Origin of the sequence: Luteibacter anthropi (assembly GCF_011759365.1) — a bacterium.
In the GTDB taxonomy this organism is placed as follows: Bacteria; Pseudomonadota; Gammaproteobacteria; order Xanthomonadales; family Rhodanobacteraceae; genus Luteibacter; species Luteibacter anthropi.
On sequence record NZ_JAARLZ010000005.1, the window covers coordinates 337,264 to 351,743 of the forward strand.

At 64.4% G+C, this 14,480-nt stretch carries 10 protein-coding genes; 7 read left to right on the plus strand and 3 right to left on the minus strand.

What is annotated here, in order from left to right:
• Positions 1 to 64: 64 nt before the first annotated feature.
• Complete coding sequence (locus HBF25_RS11420) at positions 65 to 1,816, plus strand: M28 family metallopeptidase (RefSeq protein WP_166948463.1); 1,752 nt, start codon at positions 65 to 67, stop codon at positions 1,814 to 1,816.
• 432 nt (positions 1,817 to 2,248) lie between these two features.
• Here the strand turns inward: HBF25_RS11420 and HBF25_RS11425 are convergent, their stop codons facing one another.
• Positions 2,249 to 3,637, minus strand: a complete 1,389-nt coding sequence (locus HBF25_RS11425) for a porin (protein ID WP_166948465.1) — start codon at positions 3,635 to 3,637, stop codon at positions 2,249 to 2,251.
• A gap of 295 nt (positions 3,638 to 3,932) precedes the next feature.
• Here HBF25_RS11425 and HBF25_RS11430 point away from each other — a divergent pair, with 295 nt between their 5' ends.
• From HBF25_RS11430 to HBF25_RS11455, 6 genes are all read left to right on the plus strand, one after another.
• Positions 3,933 to 6,203, plus strand: coding sequence for a TonB-dependent receptor (locus tag HBF25_RS11430; RefSeq protein WP_166948467.1), 2,271 nt, complete (start codon positions 3,933 to 3,935; stop codon positions 6,201 to 6,203).
• Between the two features lie 348 nt (positions 6,204 to 6,551).
• Positions 6,552 to 6,743 carry a hypothetical protein gene (locus tag HBF25_RS11435; RefSeq protein WP_166948469.1) on the plus strand — a complete coding sequence of 64 codons (192 nt, stop codon included), beginning with the start codon at positions 6,552 to 6,554 and terminating at the stop codon, positions 6,741 to 6,743.
• A gap of 40 nt (positions 6,744 to 6,783) precedes the next feature.
• Positions 6,784 to 7,119, plus strand: a complete 336-nt coding sequence (locus tag HBF25_RS11440) for a hypothetical protein (RefSeq protein ID WP_166948471.1) — start codon at positions 6,784 to 6,786, stop codon at positions 7,117 to 7,119.
• Positions 7,120 to 7,124: 5 nt separating this feature from the next.
• Positions 7,125 to 7,499: a GntR family transcriptional regulator gene (locus HBF25_RS11445; RefSeq protein WP_166948473.1), complete on the plus strand. Its 375-nt coding sequence runs from the start codon at positions 7,125 to 7,127 to the stop codon at positions 7,497 to 7,499.
• A complete protein-coding gene (locus tag HBF25_RS11450) occupies positions 7,496 to 8,353 on the plus strand; it encodes an ABC transporter ATP-binding protein (protein ID WP_166948475.1) in 858 nt (285 codons plus the stop codon). Before HBF25_RS11445 ends, HBF25_RS11450 begins: the two co-directional genes overlap by 4 nt.
• Positions 8,350 to 9,300: an ABC-2 transporter permease gene (locus HBF25_RS11455; protein ID WP_166948477.1), complete on the plus strand. Its 951-nt coding sequence runs from the start codon at positions 8,350 to 8,352 to the stop codon at positions 9,298 to 9,300. The genes HBF25_RS11450 and HBF25_RS11455 overlap by 4 nt, the downstream gene beginning before the upstream one ends.
• A gap of 183 nt (positions 9,301 to 9,483) precedes the next feature.
• On the opposite strand, the gene HBF25_RS11460 is transcribed toward HBF25_RS11455, so the two are convergent.
• Together HBF25_RS11460 and HBF25_RS22410 are read right to left on the minus strand one after the other, a co-directional pair.
• Positions 9,484 to 11,586 (minus strand): TonB-dependent receptor family protein, encoded by a 2,103-nt coding sequence (locus tag HBF25_RS11460; RefSeq protein ID WP_166948479.1) that lies wholly within the window; start codon positions 11,584 to 11,586, stop codon positions 9,484 to 9,486.
• Positions 11,587 to 11,744: 158 nt separating this feature from the next.
• Positions 11,745 to 14,324: a FimV/HubP family polar landmark protein gene (locus tag HBF25_RS22410; RefSeq protein ID WP_166948481.1), complete on the minus strand. Its 2,580-nt coding sequence runs from the start codon at positions 14,322 to 14,324 to the stop codon at positions 11,745 to 11,747.
• Positions 14,325 to 14,480 lie beyond the last annotated feature (156 nt).

A 14,480-nucleotide genomic window follows, 5' to 3' on the forward strand; every position in this document is an offset into this window, starting at 1 on the left:
GTGACAGGACACGCCCAATCGCTACACTCGGTGTCCACCCACAAACGAAGGGAATGCCCTGCCGATGCGACGCCTCGCACTCGCCTGCCTTGCCGCCCTGACCCTGGCCGGCTGCCAGTCCCATGACGACAACACCCCGGCCAAGGCCGCCCCGCCGGGCCCCGCGCCAGTGTCTACATCGCCCCCGCCGCCGCTTCCCGCGGTAGCCAACGAGCAGCACACCTTCACCCCGGAGATCACCGCCGGTGACTTCGCAGCTCATCTGAGGGTTATCTCATCGGACGAGTACGACGGCCGCAAGCCGGGCACCCTTGGGGAGCGCCTGACCACCAACTACATCATCGAACAGTTCAAGCGCATGGGCCTGCAGCCCGGCAACAAGGGCGAGTGGGTGCAGACCGTTCCGGCCGTCGCCACCGAACTGACCGGGCAGGACACGCTCAAGCTCGACGTCAGCGAAGGCGGCGGCACCGAGGCCTTCGCCTTTGGCAAGGATATGGTCGCCGGCACGCTCCAGGCGAAGTCGGATGTGGAGCTGAAGGATTCCGACATCGTGTTCGCCGGGTACGGCGTGGATGCGCCGGAAGCCCAGTGGAACGATTTCGACAGCATCGACGTCAAGGGTAAGACGGTGATCGTGCTGGTCAACGACCCGGGCTGGAACGGCAACGATCCGAAGCTGTTCAAGGGCCGCGAGATGACCTACTACGGCCGCTGGACCTACAAGTTCGAGGAAGGCGCACGCAAGGGAGCCGCTGCCGTATTCATCGTGCATCAGACCGACCCGGCCGCCTACGGCTGGAACGTGGTGCAGAGCGGCTGGACCATGCCGCGCCTTGACCTGCCCGAAAGCGAAGACCCGGCACCCCGCCTGCCCGTGGCTGGTTGGCTTACCCATGAGGCTGCCCAGCGACTGTTCGCCAAGGCGGGCAAGAACTTCGACGAACTGGCGAAACAGGCCGATGTGCGTGGCTTCAAGGCCGTACCGCTGGATGCGAAGGCGAACATCTCCCTGCATAGCAACATCACGCATTCGCTGAGCAACAACGTGATCGGCATGGTGAAGGGGACAGACAAGCCCGACGAGGCCGTGGTCTATACCGCCCACTGGGATCACCTGGGTCACGACCCGGCACTGAAGGGCCATCAGATCTACAACGGCGCCATCGACAACGGCACGGGCATCGCCGCGTTGCTGGAAATCGCAGGTAAGTTTGCCGAGGACAAGCCGAAGCGCACCGTCGTGTTTGCTGCCGTAACGATGGAAGAGTCCGGTCTGCTGGGTTCGAAGTACTACGTCGCCCATCCGCCCTTCCCGCTCGCGAAGACCGTGGCGGACATCAACATGGACGCCCTGCCCGTCACCGGGCCGACGAAGGACATGGAAGTGGTCGGTCGTGGACAGAGCGATCTGGAAGACATGTTCGCCGATGTGCTCAAGGCCGATGGCCGCGTGGTGAGCGCCGATCCGACGCCAGAGAAAGGCCATTACTTCCGCTCGGATCACTTCAACTTCGCCAAGGCGGGCGTGCCGGCACTGGCCGCCAATGGCGGCAGCGATATGGTGAACGGTGGCAAGGCAGCCGGTGAAGCGGCGGCCGAGGATTACGTGAAGAACCACTATCACCAGGTGACGGATGTCTACGACATGCGCTGGGACTTCACTGGCGTGACGCAGAACGTGGTTGCCTTTTACAAGCTGGGCGAGAAGCTGGCCAACAGCGATGTGTGGCCGGTATGGAAGGATGGCAGCGAGTTCAAGGCCGTGCGTGAGAAATCGCTTGCGGATGCTGCCAAGGCGCCGAAGAAGAAGTGATCGTGTAACGCGCTGCATCGGTTGAGAGCCGATGCATCGTGGTCGCGGTGCTGGTGAACCGGGGCGCTGGGTTCCTGTTTTCACAGGAACGACGAGTAGGGAAGATAACGACAACCCCACCCAAAGCCGTCGTTCCAGCGAAAGCTGGAACCTAGCGCGAGGCACTGGGTTGTCGCGAGGACATCCCCTACGCAAAGCCGATGCAGCGTGATCACAGTGCTGGTGAACCGGGGCGCTGGGTTCCTGTTTTCACAGGAACGACGAGTAGGGAAGATAACGACAACCCCACCCGAAGCCGTCGTTCCAGCGAAAGCTGGAACTCAGCGCGAGGCACTGGGTTGTCGCGAGGGCACCCCCTACGCAAAGCCGATGTAGCGTCGTCGCGGTGCTGGTGAACTGGGGTGCTGGGTTCCTGTTTTCACAGGAACGACGTCAGTAATTCACCTGCAACTGCACGCGAAGCAGCTTGCCTTCTATCTTCCGGTACGGTGCCGATCCCACGTCCGTGCGGCGCATATTGGCGAATGCCACCGCCAGCTCCACGGCATTCGACGGCTGCCACTCAACGCCAGCCTCCAGCTCATCCACCGACATCTTCGGTGCATTGGTGTCGAACTTGGCCCCGCCGCGATACGTCTGCCACTTCGCGTACGGAATGAAGCTGCCGTTGTCACTGTCGAACTTGTACATCACCTGCGCGTAGCCACCGCGCAACGCGCGCGTACGGATGCTGCGATTCGCGATATCCAGCTGGGGCCCCTTGCCTACCGTCCATTCGGCCTGGAAACCGAAAGGCTGCGGATAGTAGATGACATGTGCCGCCACGCGGCGATCAGTAGACCCTGTCACGGGCGCATCGACCACCGGCGTGATGCTACGCCCGTCGATCGTCATCGACGCGGTGGACACCTTGTAGCGACCTGCGTATGCATCCGCGCCCACCTCCAGGTATTGCCCATTGGCAAACTTGAACGGGTAGCTGAAGTGCACCACCGTGTGCAGCTGGTCGTTGCGATCAGGACGATTTGCGCCCTGCCCGTTATACACACCAACACCGAACATGCCGTAGTCGCCCGAGCCTTTCAGGCCCGACTTCTGCAGATAGGCAAAGCGCTCCTTGATCTCTTTCGGGGACCAATAAAGGAAAACGCCCAGGTCTCGCTCATCGCGCACGGCCGAGTTGAGTGCATCGGCGCGGTCCAGCGCGATGCGATTCTGGCTCGATTGCAGGTCTTCCCAGCCGAACGGAATCTTCGACTGGCCGGCGCGGATGCGCCATTCCTTGTCGGCATCCAGCCAGAGATCGGCATAGGCATCGCGCAGCTGGGCGAAATGAGTGGTGGTAGAGCCGGAGGGCGTGCTGGCCAGGTCGGGTTGCAGATAGATCGACACCCGGTCGCTGACGTCGCCACTGATCACCACGCGCGCCCGGCGGATGCCGAAGCCCTGCTCCCGTCCGATGAAACGATCGCCCGGTGAGCGCAGGTCCTTCGCCCCCGCGCCGATTTCCTGGTTGTAGCGCATCTGCACGTAGCCGCGGATAGAGAGTTTTTCGTACCAGGGCTTGCTCTTTGCCGCAGCCGCCACGGCCGGAGCCGTTGCCACCTGCGTCGCTGCCGGGGCCGCCTGCACGGCAGCCTGAGCCGGCGCATCCCCCGCCTGCACGAAACGGCCCAGGCGCTGCCGGCCCGGACCGGGCTCGGCAAAGATCTGCCGGGTCGTGGTGTCCACGTACAGCTCGATGGCCGCCTGTGGCTCGCCCTCCGCGGCGGCGGTGCCGCACATCGTCCAGAACGCGGCGGCCAGGGGAAATCTCTTCATGCGACGGAAACTCCGATTCGGGTGAGAAATTACTCAAACGTCGGCGATCCAGTCGTCTTCTTTCGATAAATGACAAGAACCTGCCAACCGGCCGGCAAGTTATCGACCCCTGATTGCAGTGATATGACAGGGTTTATGACGAATCCGATCAAAGGTTTGCGCAATGCAGCACTTTCGTCATCACCCTGTCACAGCGATAATGTGCGGCAGACGCGCCCTCGCCAGGGGATCGGCTCGACCGCGATTTGGCGAGGCACTCTCACCCAGGCACCACCCCCAGGCGGAACCCAAAACCATGTCCCTCGCAAGCTCGCGCTCGCCGCGACGTCTCGTCATTGCCCTGTCCATCGCCACGGCCCTGTCCGCTGGCGCTGCCATCGCCCAGGACGCCACGTCCCCCGCGCAGCCCTCCAGCGCCCCGGCCAAGACGGCCACGCTGCAGACCGTCACCGTGACGGCCGAAAAGCGCACCGAAGATCTCCAGAAGGTGCCCATCTCGATGACCGTGGTGACGAGCGAGAAGCTCGAGGCCTTCGGACAGGCCGGCGACGGCGTGCTCCAGCTCGCCTCGCGCGCGCCGAGCGTCTACGCCGAAACCTCGTACGGTCGCGAATTCCCCCGCTTCTATATCCGCGGCCTGGGCAACAGCGACTTCGACCTCAACGCTTCGCAGCCGGTTTCGATGGTCTACGACGACATCGTCCAGGAAAACCCGATCCTCAAGGGTTTCCCGCTGTTCGATCTCGACCAGGTGGAAGTGCTGCGCGGCCCGCAGGGCACGCTGTTCGGCCGCAACTCCCCGGCCGGCGTGATCAAGTTCGAATCGCGCAAGCCCACCCAGGAAACCGAGGGCTACGCCCGCGTCTCCTATGGCTCATACGGCACGGCCAACGCCGAAGCTGCCCTGGGCGGCAAGCTCACCTCCAGCTGGTCGGGCCGCGTCTCCGCCATCGCCCAGCATCGCGATGGCTGGATCGACAACGAATACACCGGCAAGAATGACGCCCTGGGCGGCTACAACGACCGCGCCGTGCGTTTGCAGGCACTTTACAAGGCCTCGGACGATTTCGACGCCCTCATCAACGTGCACGGCCGCCTGCTCGACGGCAGTGCCATGGTCAATCGCGCCAACGCCATCACCCTGGGCAGCGACCAGTTCGTGTCCGGCTTCGATCGCGACAAGGTGGCCCAGGACGGCCGCAACAAGCAGCACCTGTTCACCTGGGGCAGCAACGTCCACCTGAACTGGCACTTCGGCGATCTCAACTTCACGTCCATCACGGGCCTCGAGCGCGCCACCACCTACAGCCTGGGCGATGTGGACGGCGGCTACGACGCTTCCGGCACCCCGGCCAAGGCCGGCCTCGGCAACCGCTACGTCACGCCGTTCTATTCGGAGACGGCCGATGCCCTGCCGAAGGATCGCCAGATCACGCAGGAATTCCGCCTGTCGAACGACAGCTCCGACCGCCTGAAGTGGCAGGTGGGCACGTACTACTTCGACGAAGACATCGCCATCGCGAACTATTCGTACGACACGCTCAACAACCACGCGCTCAATGGCTGGGTGAACCAGAGCCAGCGCACCAAGGCATGGGCCGTGTTCGGCTCGGCCGACTACAACGTCACCGACACCTTCGACGTGCGTGCCGGTGCACGCTGGTCGCACGACAAGCGCGACTTCAAGGCGCAGCGCTTCCTGGGCTTCACCGGCCCGGTGGGTCCCCTCGCCTCGGATCCCGTCGATGCGCGCTGGAGCGGCGACCTGACGGCCACCTGGCAGTTCTCGAACAACGCGAACATCTACGCCCGCATCGCCAACGGTTTCCGCGCACCCAGCGTGCAGGGCCGCATCAACTTCGCCAACAGCATCTCCACGGCAAAGCCGGAAACCATCACCTCGTACGAGGTGGGCTTCAAGTCGACGACGGAAGACAACAAGATCCGTTTCAACGCCGACATCTACAAGTACAACATGCATAACCAGCAGCTCACGGCTGTGGGTGGTGCCACCAATGTCACCCAGCTGATCAATGCGAAGAAGACGGAAGGCTACGGCGCCGAGTTCGATCTCGAAGCCTACCTGACGCCGCAGTTCTACATGACCGCCGGCGGCAGCTACAACCACACCGAGCTGAAGGACCGCAATCTCGCGGTGGCTCCGTGCGGCGGCGGCTGCACCGTGCTCGATCCGCTGAACGCCTCGGGCAATGCACTCATCGACGGCAACCCGCTGCCGAACGCACCGAAGTGGATCGGTACCTGGACCGCCCGCTATGGCATTCCCTACGGCGAAAGCGGTGAGTTCTTCGTGTACACCGACTGGAACTACCGCAGCGAAGTGAACTTCTTCCTGTACGACTCGGCAGAGTTCCGCAGCAAGCCCTTCCTCGAAGGCGGCCTGCGCGTCGGCTACAACTGGGACTTCGGCAAGCGCGAGGTCGCACTCTATGGTCGCAACATCACCAACAAGCGCGTGATCACCGGCGGTATCGACTTCAACAACCGCACGGCCTTCGTGAACGACCCGCGCATCATCGGCGTGGAGTTCCGCGCCGAGCTCTAAGGCGCACGGCGAGACCGATCCGGCGACGGCCGGCCCCACCGGGGCCGGCCGTTTGCTTTTGTAGGAGCGCGCCTCGCGCGACCGGTAGATGGCGATGCGCCCTGCCATGCCCGGTCGCGCGCGAGGCGCGCTCCTACAGGGGGTGAGAAAACCCTGTGCGGAGCGTGTAAACCCTTTTCGAAACCGGTGCATCTCATGCCTGCCCGGATCGCTACCTCACCAGCACACCCCGGCCGGGCATAGGCCATAAGTCATATGGAAATTCACAAAATTCCCGTTGACGGCTACAAATCTGGTGTTATAGTTCACTACAACACCGGTCACCCAGTTCACTAGAGGAGAAACACCATGAACGCCATGAACCGCCCCAACTACCTCGCCCTGGCCGCCTCCTTCGTCATCGCCACGGCCGCCCTGCTGGTCTTCAGCAGCACCTCGACCACCGCCGCCCCGCTCAGCGAGATCAACGGCACCCGCGTTACGAACCTGGCCCCCATCGTCGTCTACGCCAGCACCGCCGACAGCGTCGCGGCCCTCTAAATCCGGACACCTGTCCGAACGTCATCGGAGTCGTAGAACCATGAAAGCGCCGAACCTCATCGCCCTGTCCGCGTCCATCCTGATCGCCGGGACCAGCGTGTTCGCCCTGCGCTCCTTCGATGACCGCGTGGCCGCCATGACCGCCGCACCGCACTACGTCAACGGCATCCGGGTCACCGACCTGCCGTCGTTGACGGTCCGCCCGACGGACGCCGACGTCCGCCAGGCCATGCTCGCCACCGAGGCTTCGCTCGGCTCGGCGGCAGACGCCATCAAGCGCAGCGCAGAAGATCGTGCCGCAGCGCTTATCGGCGCACAGCTGAGCATGCCCTACTATTCGTTTGGCAACGCACTGCGCCAATCGGCGAAGGAATGAATTAGATGTCCATCACCTGGAACGACAGCATCCCGATCTATCGCCAGCTGCGCGAACGCGTAGTGGCCATGATCCTGGACGGCGCCTTGAATGAAGGCGACCCGCTGCCGTCGGTCCGCCAGGTCGCGGGGGATTTCCAGATCAACCCCCTCACCGTGTCCAAGGCGTACCAGGAGCTGGTCGACGAACAACTGGTTGAGAAACGGAGGGGTCTTGGCATGTTCGTGATCGATGGAGCGCGCGAGGCGCTGCTCAAGAGTGAGAGGGAGCGCTTCCTGCGCGAGGAATGGCCGGCACTGTACGCCCGCCTCCTGCGCATGGGCCTCGACCTGAAAACCCTGATGCGTGAGGCCGATGGCCCCACGAAGGACCCGTCATGAATGCGGTCGTCACCGCCAATGGCCTGAGCAAGCGCTACAAGTCGGGGCTGGCCCTGGACGGCGCCTCGTTCGAGATCGGTCCGGGACGGATCGTTGGCCTCATCGGCCCCAATGGCGCCGGCAAGACCACGGCCCTCAAGGCCATCCTCGGGCTTACCACCTTCGACGGACAGCTCAATGTCCTGGGCCTGGACCCGCGCAAGGAGCGCGACAAGCTGATGGAGCAGGTCTGCTTCATCGCCGATGTGGCTGTCCTGCCCCGCTGGTTGCGTGTGGGCGATGCGGTGGACTTCGTCGCCAACACCCACCCCCGTTTCGACCGGGCCAAGTGCGACGCCTTCCTGGCGCGCACCAAGCTCCAGCCGCGGCAGAAGGTGAAACAGCTTTCCAAGGGCATGATCGTGCAGCTGCACCTCGCCCTGGTGATGTCCATCGACGCCAGATTGCTGGTGCTGGACGAACCGACGCTGGGCCTGGACATCCTCTATCGCAAGCAGTTCTACCAGACCCTACTCGAAGATTACTTCGACGAGGAGAAGACCATCCTGGTCACCACGCACCAGGTCGAGGAGATCGAGCACATCCTCACCGACCTCATGTTCATCCGCGACGGGAAGATCGTGCTCGATGCCGACATGGACGCCGTGGGCGAACGCTTCATCGAGGTGCTGGTCAGTGCCGAGCTGGCCCCCAGCGCCCGCCAGATGAATCCGATGGACGAGCGCCAGGTGTTCGGCAAGAGCATCTTCCTGTTCGACAACGTCAGCCGTCACGAACTGGAGCGCCTGGGTGAAGTCCGGCGTCCGTCGATCGGCGATCTCTTCGTCGCCACCATGAAGGGCACCTACGCATGAAAACCTTCTACTGGCTGGTCAAGCGCGAGTTCTGGGAGAACAAGGGCGGCTTCATCACCGCGCCCATCGTGGTCGGCATCGTCACTTTCGTCATCAATGCCATGCTCATCGCCATCGGCGAAGCCCGCATGCGCTTTGGCGACGGCAACTTCCACACCAACTTCTCCCGCGCCTACGAAGGTGCCGACCTGGCACAGGCCGGTGCCGTCATCGACGGGCTGCTCTACGGCGTGACGTTGATGGTGCTGGTCGTCACCGCCATCGTGGTGTTCTTCTACTGCCTGGGTTCGTTGTACGACGACCGCCGCGACCGCAGCATCCTGTTCTGGAAGTCGCTGCCGCTGTCCGACACCGACACCGTGCTTTCCAAGCTGGTCAGCGCCATCCTGATTGCCCCAGCAGTGGCCGTGGTGGTGGGCGTCATCAGCGGCCTGATGCTGGCGATGATGTTCTCCCTGGTCGGCACCTATCACGGCTTCTCCCTGTGGCCGCTGCTGATGGAAGCCCACCCCTTCAAGGTGGTCGGCACCCTGATCCTGCTGATCCCGCTGTATGCGATCTGGGCCCTGCCCACCGTGGGTTGGCTGATGCTCTGCTCGGCCTGGGCACGCAGCAAGCCGTTCCTGTGGGCCATCGCCCTTCCGCTGGGCAGCGGTGTGATCGTGGCATGGATGAGCATGATGGCCGGCCTCCATGGCCTGACCAACAGCTACTGGCACTACGTGGTCGCCCGCCTGCTCGGCAGCCTGCTCCCCGGTGGCTGGCTCAGCGAAACCTCCCGGCTTGCCGGTCTCGACTCCGACGACCCGGCCGGTGCGCTCAGCAAGTTCAACCTCGCCTACCACTACAGCGCACTCGCCCAGCCTTCGGCATGGATCGGCGCACTGGCAGGCATCGCGATGATCGGTGGCGCCATCTGGTTCCGGCGCTGGCGGGACGATAGCTGAGGTAAGGGTTCATGACATAAAAAGCGCCGCTCGTGAGAGCGGCGCTTTTTTTTGGGGTTTACCTGTCTCCTGTAGGAGCGCGCCTTGCGCGCGACCGGTTTTCGCGAAAAGCTGTCGCGCGCAAGGCGCGCTCCTACAGGGGTGTCGATTCCGTGCACGGAGTGATGGCATCCGTGCACGGGTTTAGAACGTCAGTTCGCCGCCCAGGGTCACGCTGCGGCTGGGCGCGGGCTGGCGCCCCCAGGGGCTGGTGTCGATGCCGCGGAACCAGTACTTCTTGTCGAACATGTTGTTGAGGGCCAGTGAGCCCTTCAGCGACGACGTGCCCCAGGTGGCGAAGGTGTGGGTGACCTGCGCGTTCCACACCGCATAGGACGGCAGCTGGCCTACCGAGGCGATGGCGTTTTCGGCCTTGGTATTCGCCGTGTCGGTGTAGGCCTTGCTGAAGTAGTAGCTCGACAGCGAGTAGACCGTGGGGCCGTCTGTGTACGACGCGCCCAGGGTGATCTGGTTACGCGAGGTGTAGGGCACCAGCTTGCCGTCGTACTGCCCGGACTTCTGCTTGGCGTCGAGATAGGCATACCCCAGGTTGAGCTTCAGGCCATCGAGCGCCTCCGGCGACCACTCGATGTTGGCCTCGACACCCTGGTGTACCGTCTTGCCGATGTTGCCGTAGGTGCGCGTGGTGTTGTCGAGCTGGATCTGCTTGTCGAAGTCGATGCGATAGACATCGGCCTGGATCATCGTGCGCGAGGTCGGGTTGAAGCGCGCGCCCAGTTCGTAGTTCCACGCCAGCTCGGAATCGAGGTTGTCGCCGAAGACGATCTGGGTGACCTGTGGTGCGCGCAGCGAACGCTGGGCGTCCGCGTAGACGTACCACTTGTCGGAAGCCTTGTAGCCCAGGGTCAGGCCCGGCAGCCAGTTGCGCACGTTGTTCTCGAACGAGGTGCCATTGGCGCGGTTGCGGTAGGTGGCATCCAGGTGCTCGTAGCGCACGCCCGGCGTCACGACGAAGCGATCATCCATGAAGCCGATGGCGTTGCTGACATAGCCAGCCCAGGCGCGATCCTTGAAACCCCAGTCGCGCACCAGGGTGTAGGCGCCGTTGTCCAGGCCCGTGTTGCCCACGATGAAGTCGACGTCCTCGCGGACCGCACGCGCGCCCACCGTCCACTGCTGGGTGACGCCGCCGTTTTCCATGTGCAGGTTGAACTGCGGCTGCGTGCCGTAGACCTTGAAACCGCGCGGCGCGCTCTGCAACAGCTGCGGCGGCAGGTCGTCGCGCCAGGTTTCCGTTTGTGCGCGGCGCATGCCCACGATGAAGTTGCGCTCGCTGTCGGTGCTGAAGTTGGTCCAGGTGAACTGCGAGTTGTCGAAGATCCACCAGTTGCCGAGGTCCTGCTCGTAGGTGACCGAGGCGCGCGTCGTGGTGCCCTTGAAGCGATCGAGCGGACGCGTGGCCTGACGGGGATCACGCAGGTAGTCCGGCACCGAAAGCGCGCCGGCAAGGTCCATGTTGGCGACATAGCGCTGTATGTCGGCCTTCAGCACCTTGTCTTCCGACAGCCACCATTCGGTGCGCAGGCGCACGTTCTTTACGTTGGTGGCACTGTGCTGGCGGAAGTACTCGCCCTTCTGCCAGTCGGCATCCACCTGCATGCCGAAGTTGGGGCTGAGGTAACCTCCGCTGGAGAACGAGGTATCGCGCAGCATCTGGCCGCGACCATAGGCGGTGATGCGCTCGCCCAGCACGGAGGTCCAGCGTTCGGGAATCGGCTTGCTCACCAGGTTGATGACGCCGCCCACGTTATTGGGGCCGTACTGCACGGCTGCACCACCGCGGACGATATCGACGCGGTCGATCTGGTTCAGGGTGACGGGGAACAGCGACAGGCTGGTCTGGCCGTAGGGCGCCAGCGAGAGTGGAATGCCATCCAGCAGGGCCTGCACGCGGCCGCTGCGGCTCTCGTAAAGGCCACGCAGCGCAATCTGCGGCAACGCACCGGTACCGGTCTCGTCGAAGATCTTCACGCCGGGCACGCGCTGCAGGGCATCGTCGAGAGAGCGATTGGCGCCGTTGTCGAGCGTGTCCCTGGCGATGACCTGACGGCTGCCTGCGTAGTGCTTCACGTCTTCGCTGCGCGATGCGCCAAGGATGGTGCCCTTTACCACCACGGCGTCGAGCGTGCGGCTCTTGTCCTGGTCATCGGCGGCAGAGGCGTGGCCGGCGCAAAGCGCAAGGGCCAAGGCGACGCCGAGGCGGCGCCGTGCTGGCAGGGTGTGCATGGGCGGATTCCCTGGGAACGATTGAATGACGCATACGATAATGCGAACCGTTCGCAATGAGTAGTGCCATCGTCGTAGTCGCCCCGCCCTTCAACTGTCGGCAGAAACGAAACGCCCCGCGCAAGGCGGGGCGTTTCGTGGGTCAGGCGCCGTTGGGATCAGACGATGTCGGCAAGAATCCGGCGCGCGGTGTCCTGCTGCATCTGCGAGCCTTCGGCCAGCACTTCGTCGAGCATCAGGCGGGCACCTTCGGCGTCGCCCATGTCGAGATAGGCGCGGGCCAGGTCGAGCTTGGTATCCACCGGATCGTCGCTGAAGCTGTCCAGCGGGTTTGGCTCATGGAACTTCGGCTCGTCGAAGCTGGGCTCGTCGAACTTCGGCAGGTCGAACGACGGCGCTTCGGCTTTCGATACGTCGGCCTTCGGCTCGTCCATCTTCCATTCGTCGAAATCCGGCTCCGATGTATGCGGTGCAACGGAGCCTTCATGGGTGGTGTCCGCATGGGCCGGCGGCAGTTCGTCGTCGAACGACCAGGACGGACGCTCCGGCTCGCGCAGGGTTTCTTCCGCGAGCAGGTCGCCAAAGCTGCTCGTCGCAGCCGGGGTGTGCGGCTCGGCATAGGGCGAGGCCGGCGCATCCACGTCGAACACGTCAGGCGCATTCGGGCGATGTTCCGCCTCTTCGCGCTGTACCGGCGACAGGTCGAAATTGAAGTGATATTCGCTGTGCTTTTGCGGCTGCGGCGCGGCTTCAGAGTCTTCCGGGCCGGTGACGTAGTTGCCCAGGTCGAACTCTTCCAGCGCCGCGATATCGTCCGGATGGTGCGTGGACGAGGCGGTATAGGTGTCGTGGCCGTACTCGTCGACCTCGTCCGTGGGCTCGCCACCGAACAGCGGATGCGTCGGCGCCAGCTCGCGACCCATGCCGAGTACTTCCTGCCACTCGTGCTGCTCGGGGTCGGCCACGTGCGCGAACATGGCTTCTGCCGCGCCTTCGAAATGCTCGGCATCGCGGCGTCCGTAGTACAGGCTCACCAGTTCCAGATGCAGGCCGATGTCATCCGGGTGCTCGGCCAGGGCGTCGAGGATCTCGCGCTGGTCCGGGTCGATGCCGTCAAGGCCGTTGATCATCGGCTCGTCAGGGAAACGGTCGGCGAGCGAATCGCCCGCGAATCCGCTGGCCACGGGCGCAGGCTCCGCCTTCTTGCGGCGGCCGAATACGGCTGCCAGCAGAAGCAACAACACCGCAACGCCGCCACCGCCCCACGCCCAGGGCTGGAGATACCAGGGATCTTCTTCCACCGGCGCCGGCGTGGCCGCTGGCTTGACGGTAGCAGCAGGTTTCGTGGCACCCGGCGCTGCGGCGACAGGTGCCGGCGACGGCGTGGCGGGTGCCTTGGCCGAGGCCGGCGTGGCCGGCGTCGCGGCCGCAACGGCCTGGGCTGTCTTGGCCGTGGATGCGGCGGCGGGAGCTGCCGCCGGAGTGGAAGCGGGCTGCGCAGGTGCCGCCGCCGTCACCGGCTGGCCCCCCGCCTTGTTCGATTCGCCCAGCTTGCGCTGGAGCTCGGCGATCTCGGCGTCCTTCAGGCTGATCAGGCGCTCGTTCTTGCTCTGGATCGCTTCGAGATCCGTCACGCGCGACTTCAGTTCCTCACCCTGCTGGCGCAACGAGGCCACGGCCTCCTGCGAGCTGGCGAGGTCCTGCTTGAGACCGGCGACCTGGGCATCGCCCGTGCCACCCTTTGTGCCGGCACGGCTGGAAGCGGCTTCGCCACCGTCCTTCGACGGGACCAGGGCGAGGCGGTCATTGGCTGCCGCAGGCTTGTTCTTGCCGCCCTGTGCGGCACCCGTAGCGGCGCCATCGGCCACCACGGCCGGCGCACGGGCCGTACCCGCACGCCAATCGGCATTCTGGCGGCGCACTTCGGTGAGCGCGGCCGCCACCGACTGGGCCTTGATGTCGTCGGGCGACGGAATACGCAGGACGGCACCGGTCTTCAGCGCATTGATGTTGTCGCGATAGAAGGCATCGGGATTGGCCTTCAGCAAGGCCACCATCACCTGGTTCAGGTCGCCACCGCCTGCGTTCTCGCGGGCGATGGACGACAGCGTCTGTCCGCGCTGCACCGGGCCGACCTGGCCCGACGCCGCAGCGGCGGCCTTCGGGGCGGCGGCGTGCTGTTTCGGCGCAGCGGCGACCTGGGGACGGGGCTCCGCGACAGGACGGGGAGCAGCCTCCGCACGGGAAGGTGTCGGCTCGGCAGCCGATGGCACGCGCGCCGGCACATCGGAGGTGCGCGATGGACGCGGCCCCGGGGCGGCGCTGGCCGTGGGTGCCGACGGCGTACTGCCCGGGGGATCGAGCAGCATGGTGACCTCGCGGATCACCTTGTTGTTGCCGCTGCCTACTTCGACGAGGAAGTCGAGATAGGTGTCACGCACCGGCGCGCTGCTGGTGACGCGGACCACCGGTTGACCGGCGGCATTCTTCGCCACGGCGAAGCTCAGCGCGACCGGCAGGCCCTCGCGATTCAGTCCGGCACGGGAGAATGCTTCCTCCGACGCCAGGGCGACATGGATGTCGTCGGTGTTGCCGGAAACGCCGGTCAGCGGAATCTCGGCGACCAGCGGTTGATCCATGGTCGAGCGCACCTGCGCCGGCCCGAGGTTCTGTGCCAGTACATGGCCACTGCCGGTGGCAAGCGCCAGCATGATGGACAGTTTGAGTGTGCGGTTCATTAATCGCTTCCCCCGAACAAATACCCGTGCTGGCGGCGCGCCTTCGTCGGGCGGGTCACCGCGAAGGCGCCACTGTACGCACCCCAGCAACAACTAACAATAGCGGCCACGGGGGTTTACGAGACAACGTTAAGTCGTTCGCGAGGCCCGTACACG

What these genes read in the sequence shown, in the direction of transcription:
- HBF25_RS11420 (WP_166948463.1), top strand. Translation starts at nt 65, where the DNA reads ATGCGACGCCTCGCACTCGCCTGCCTTGCCGCCCTGACCCTGGCCGGC.
- HBF25_RS11425 (WP_166948465.1), bottom strand. Translation starts at nt 3,637, where the DNA reads ATGAAGAGATTTCCCCTGGCCGCCGCGTTCTGGACGATGTGCGGCACC.
- HBF25_RS11430 (WP_166948467.1), top strand. Translation starts at nt 3,933, where the DNA reads ATGTCCCTCGCAAGCTCGCGCTCGCCGCGACGTCTCGTCATTGCCCTG.
- HBF25_RS11435 (WP_166948469.1), top strand. Translation starts at nt 6,552, where the DNA reads ATGAACGCCATGAACCGCCCCAACTACCTCGCCCTGGCCGCCTCCTTC.
- HBF25_RS11440 (WP_166948471.1), top strand. Translation starts at nt 6,784, where the DNA reads ATGAAAGCGCCGAACCTCATCGCCCTGTCCGCGTCCATCCTGATCGCC.
- HBF25_RS11445 (WP_166948473.1), top strand. Translation starts at nt 7,125, where the DNA reads ATGTCCATCACCTGGAACGACAGCATCCCGATCTATCGCCAGCTGCGC.
- HBF25_RS11450 (WP_166948475.1), top strand. Translation starts at nt 7,496, where the DNA reads ATGAATGCGGTCGTCACCGCCAATGGCCTGAGCAAGCGCTACAAGTCG.
- HBF25_RS11455 (WP_166948477.1), top strand. Translation starts at nt 8,350, where the DNA reads ATGAAAACCTTCTACTGGCTGGTCAAGCGCGAGTTCTGGGAGAACAAG.
- HBF25_RS11460 (WP_166948479.1), bottom strand. Translation starts at nt 11,586, where the DNA reads ATGCACACCCTGCCAGCACGGCGCCGCCTCGGCGTCGCCTTGGCCCTT.
- HBF25_RS22410 (WP_166948481.1), bottom strand. Translation starts at nt 14,324, where the DNA reads ATGAACCGCACACTCAAACTGTCCATCATGCTGGCGCTTGCCACCGGC.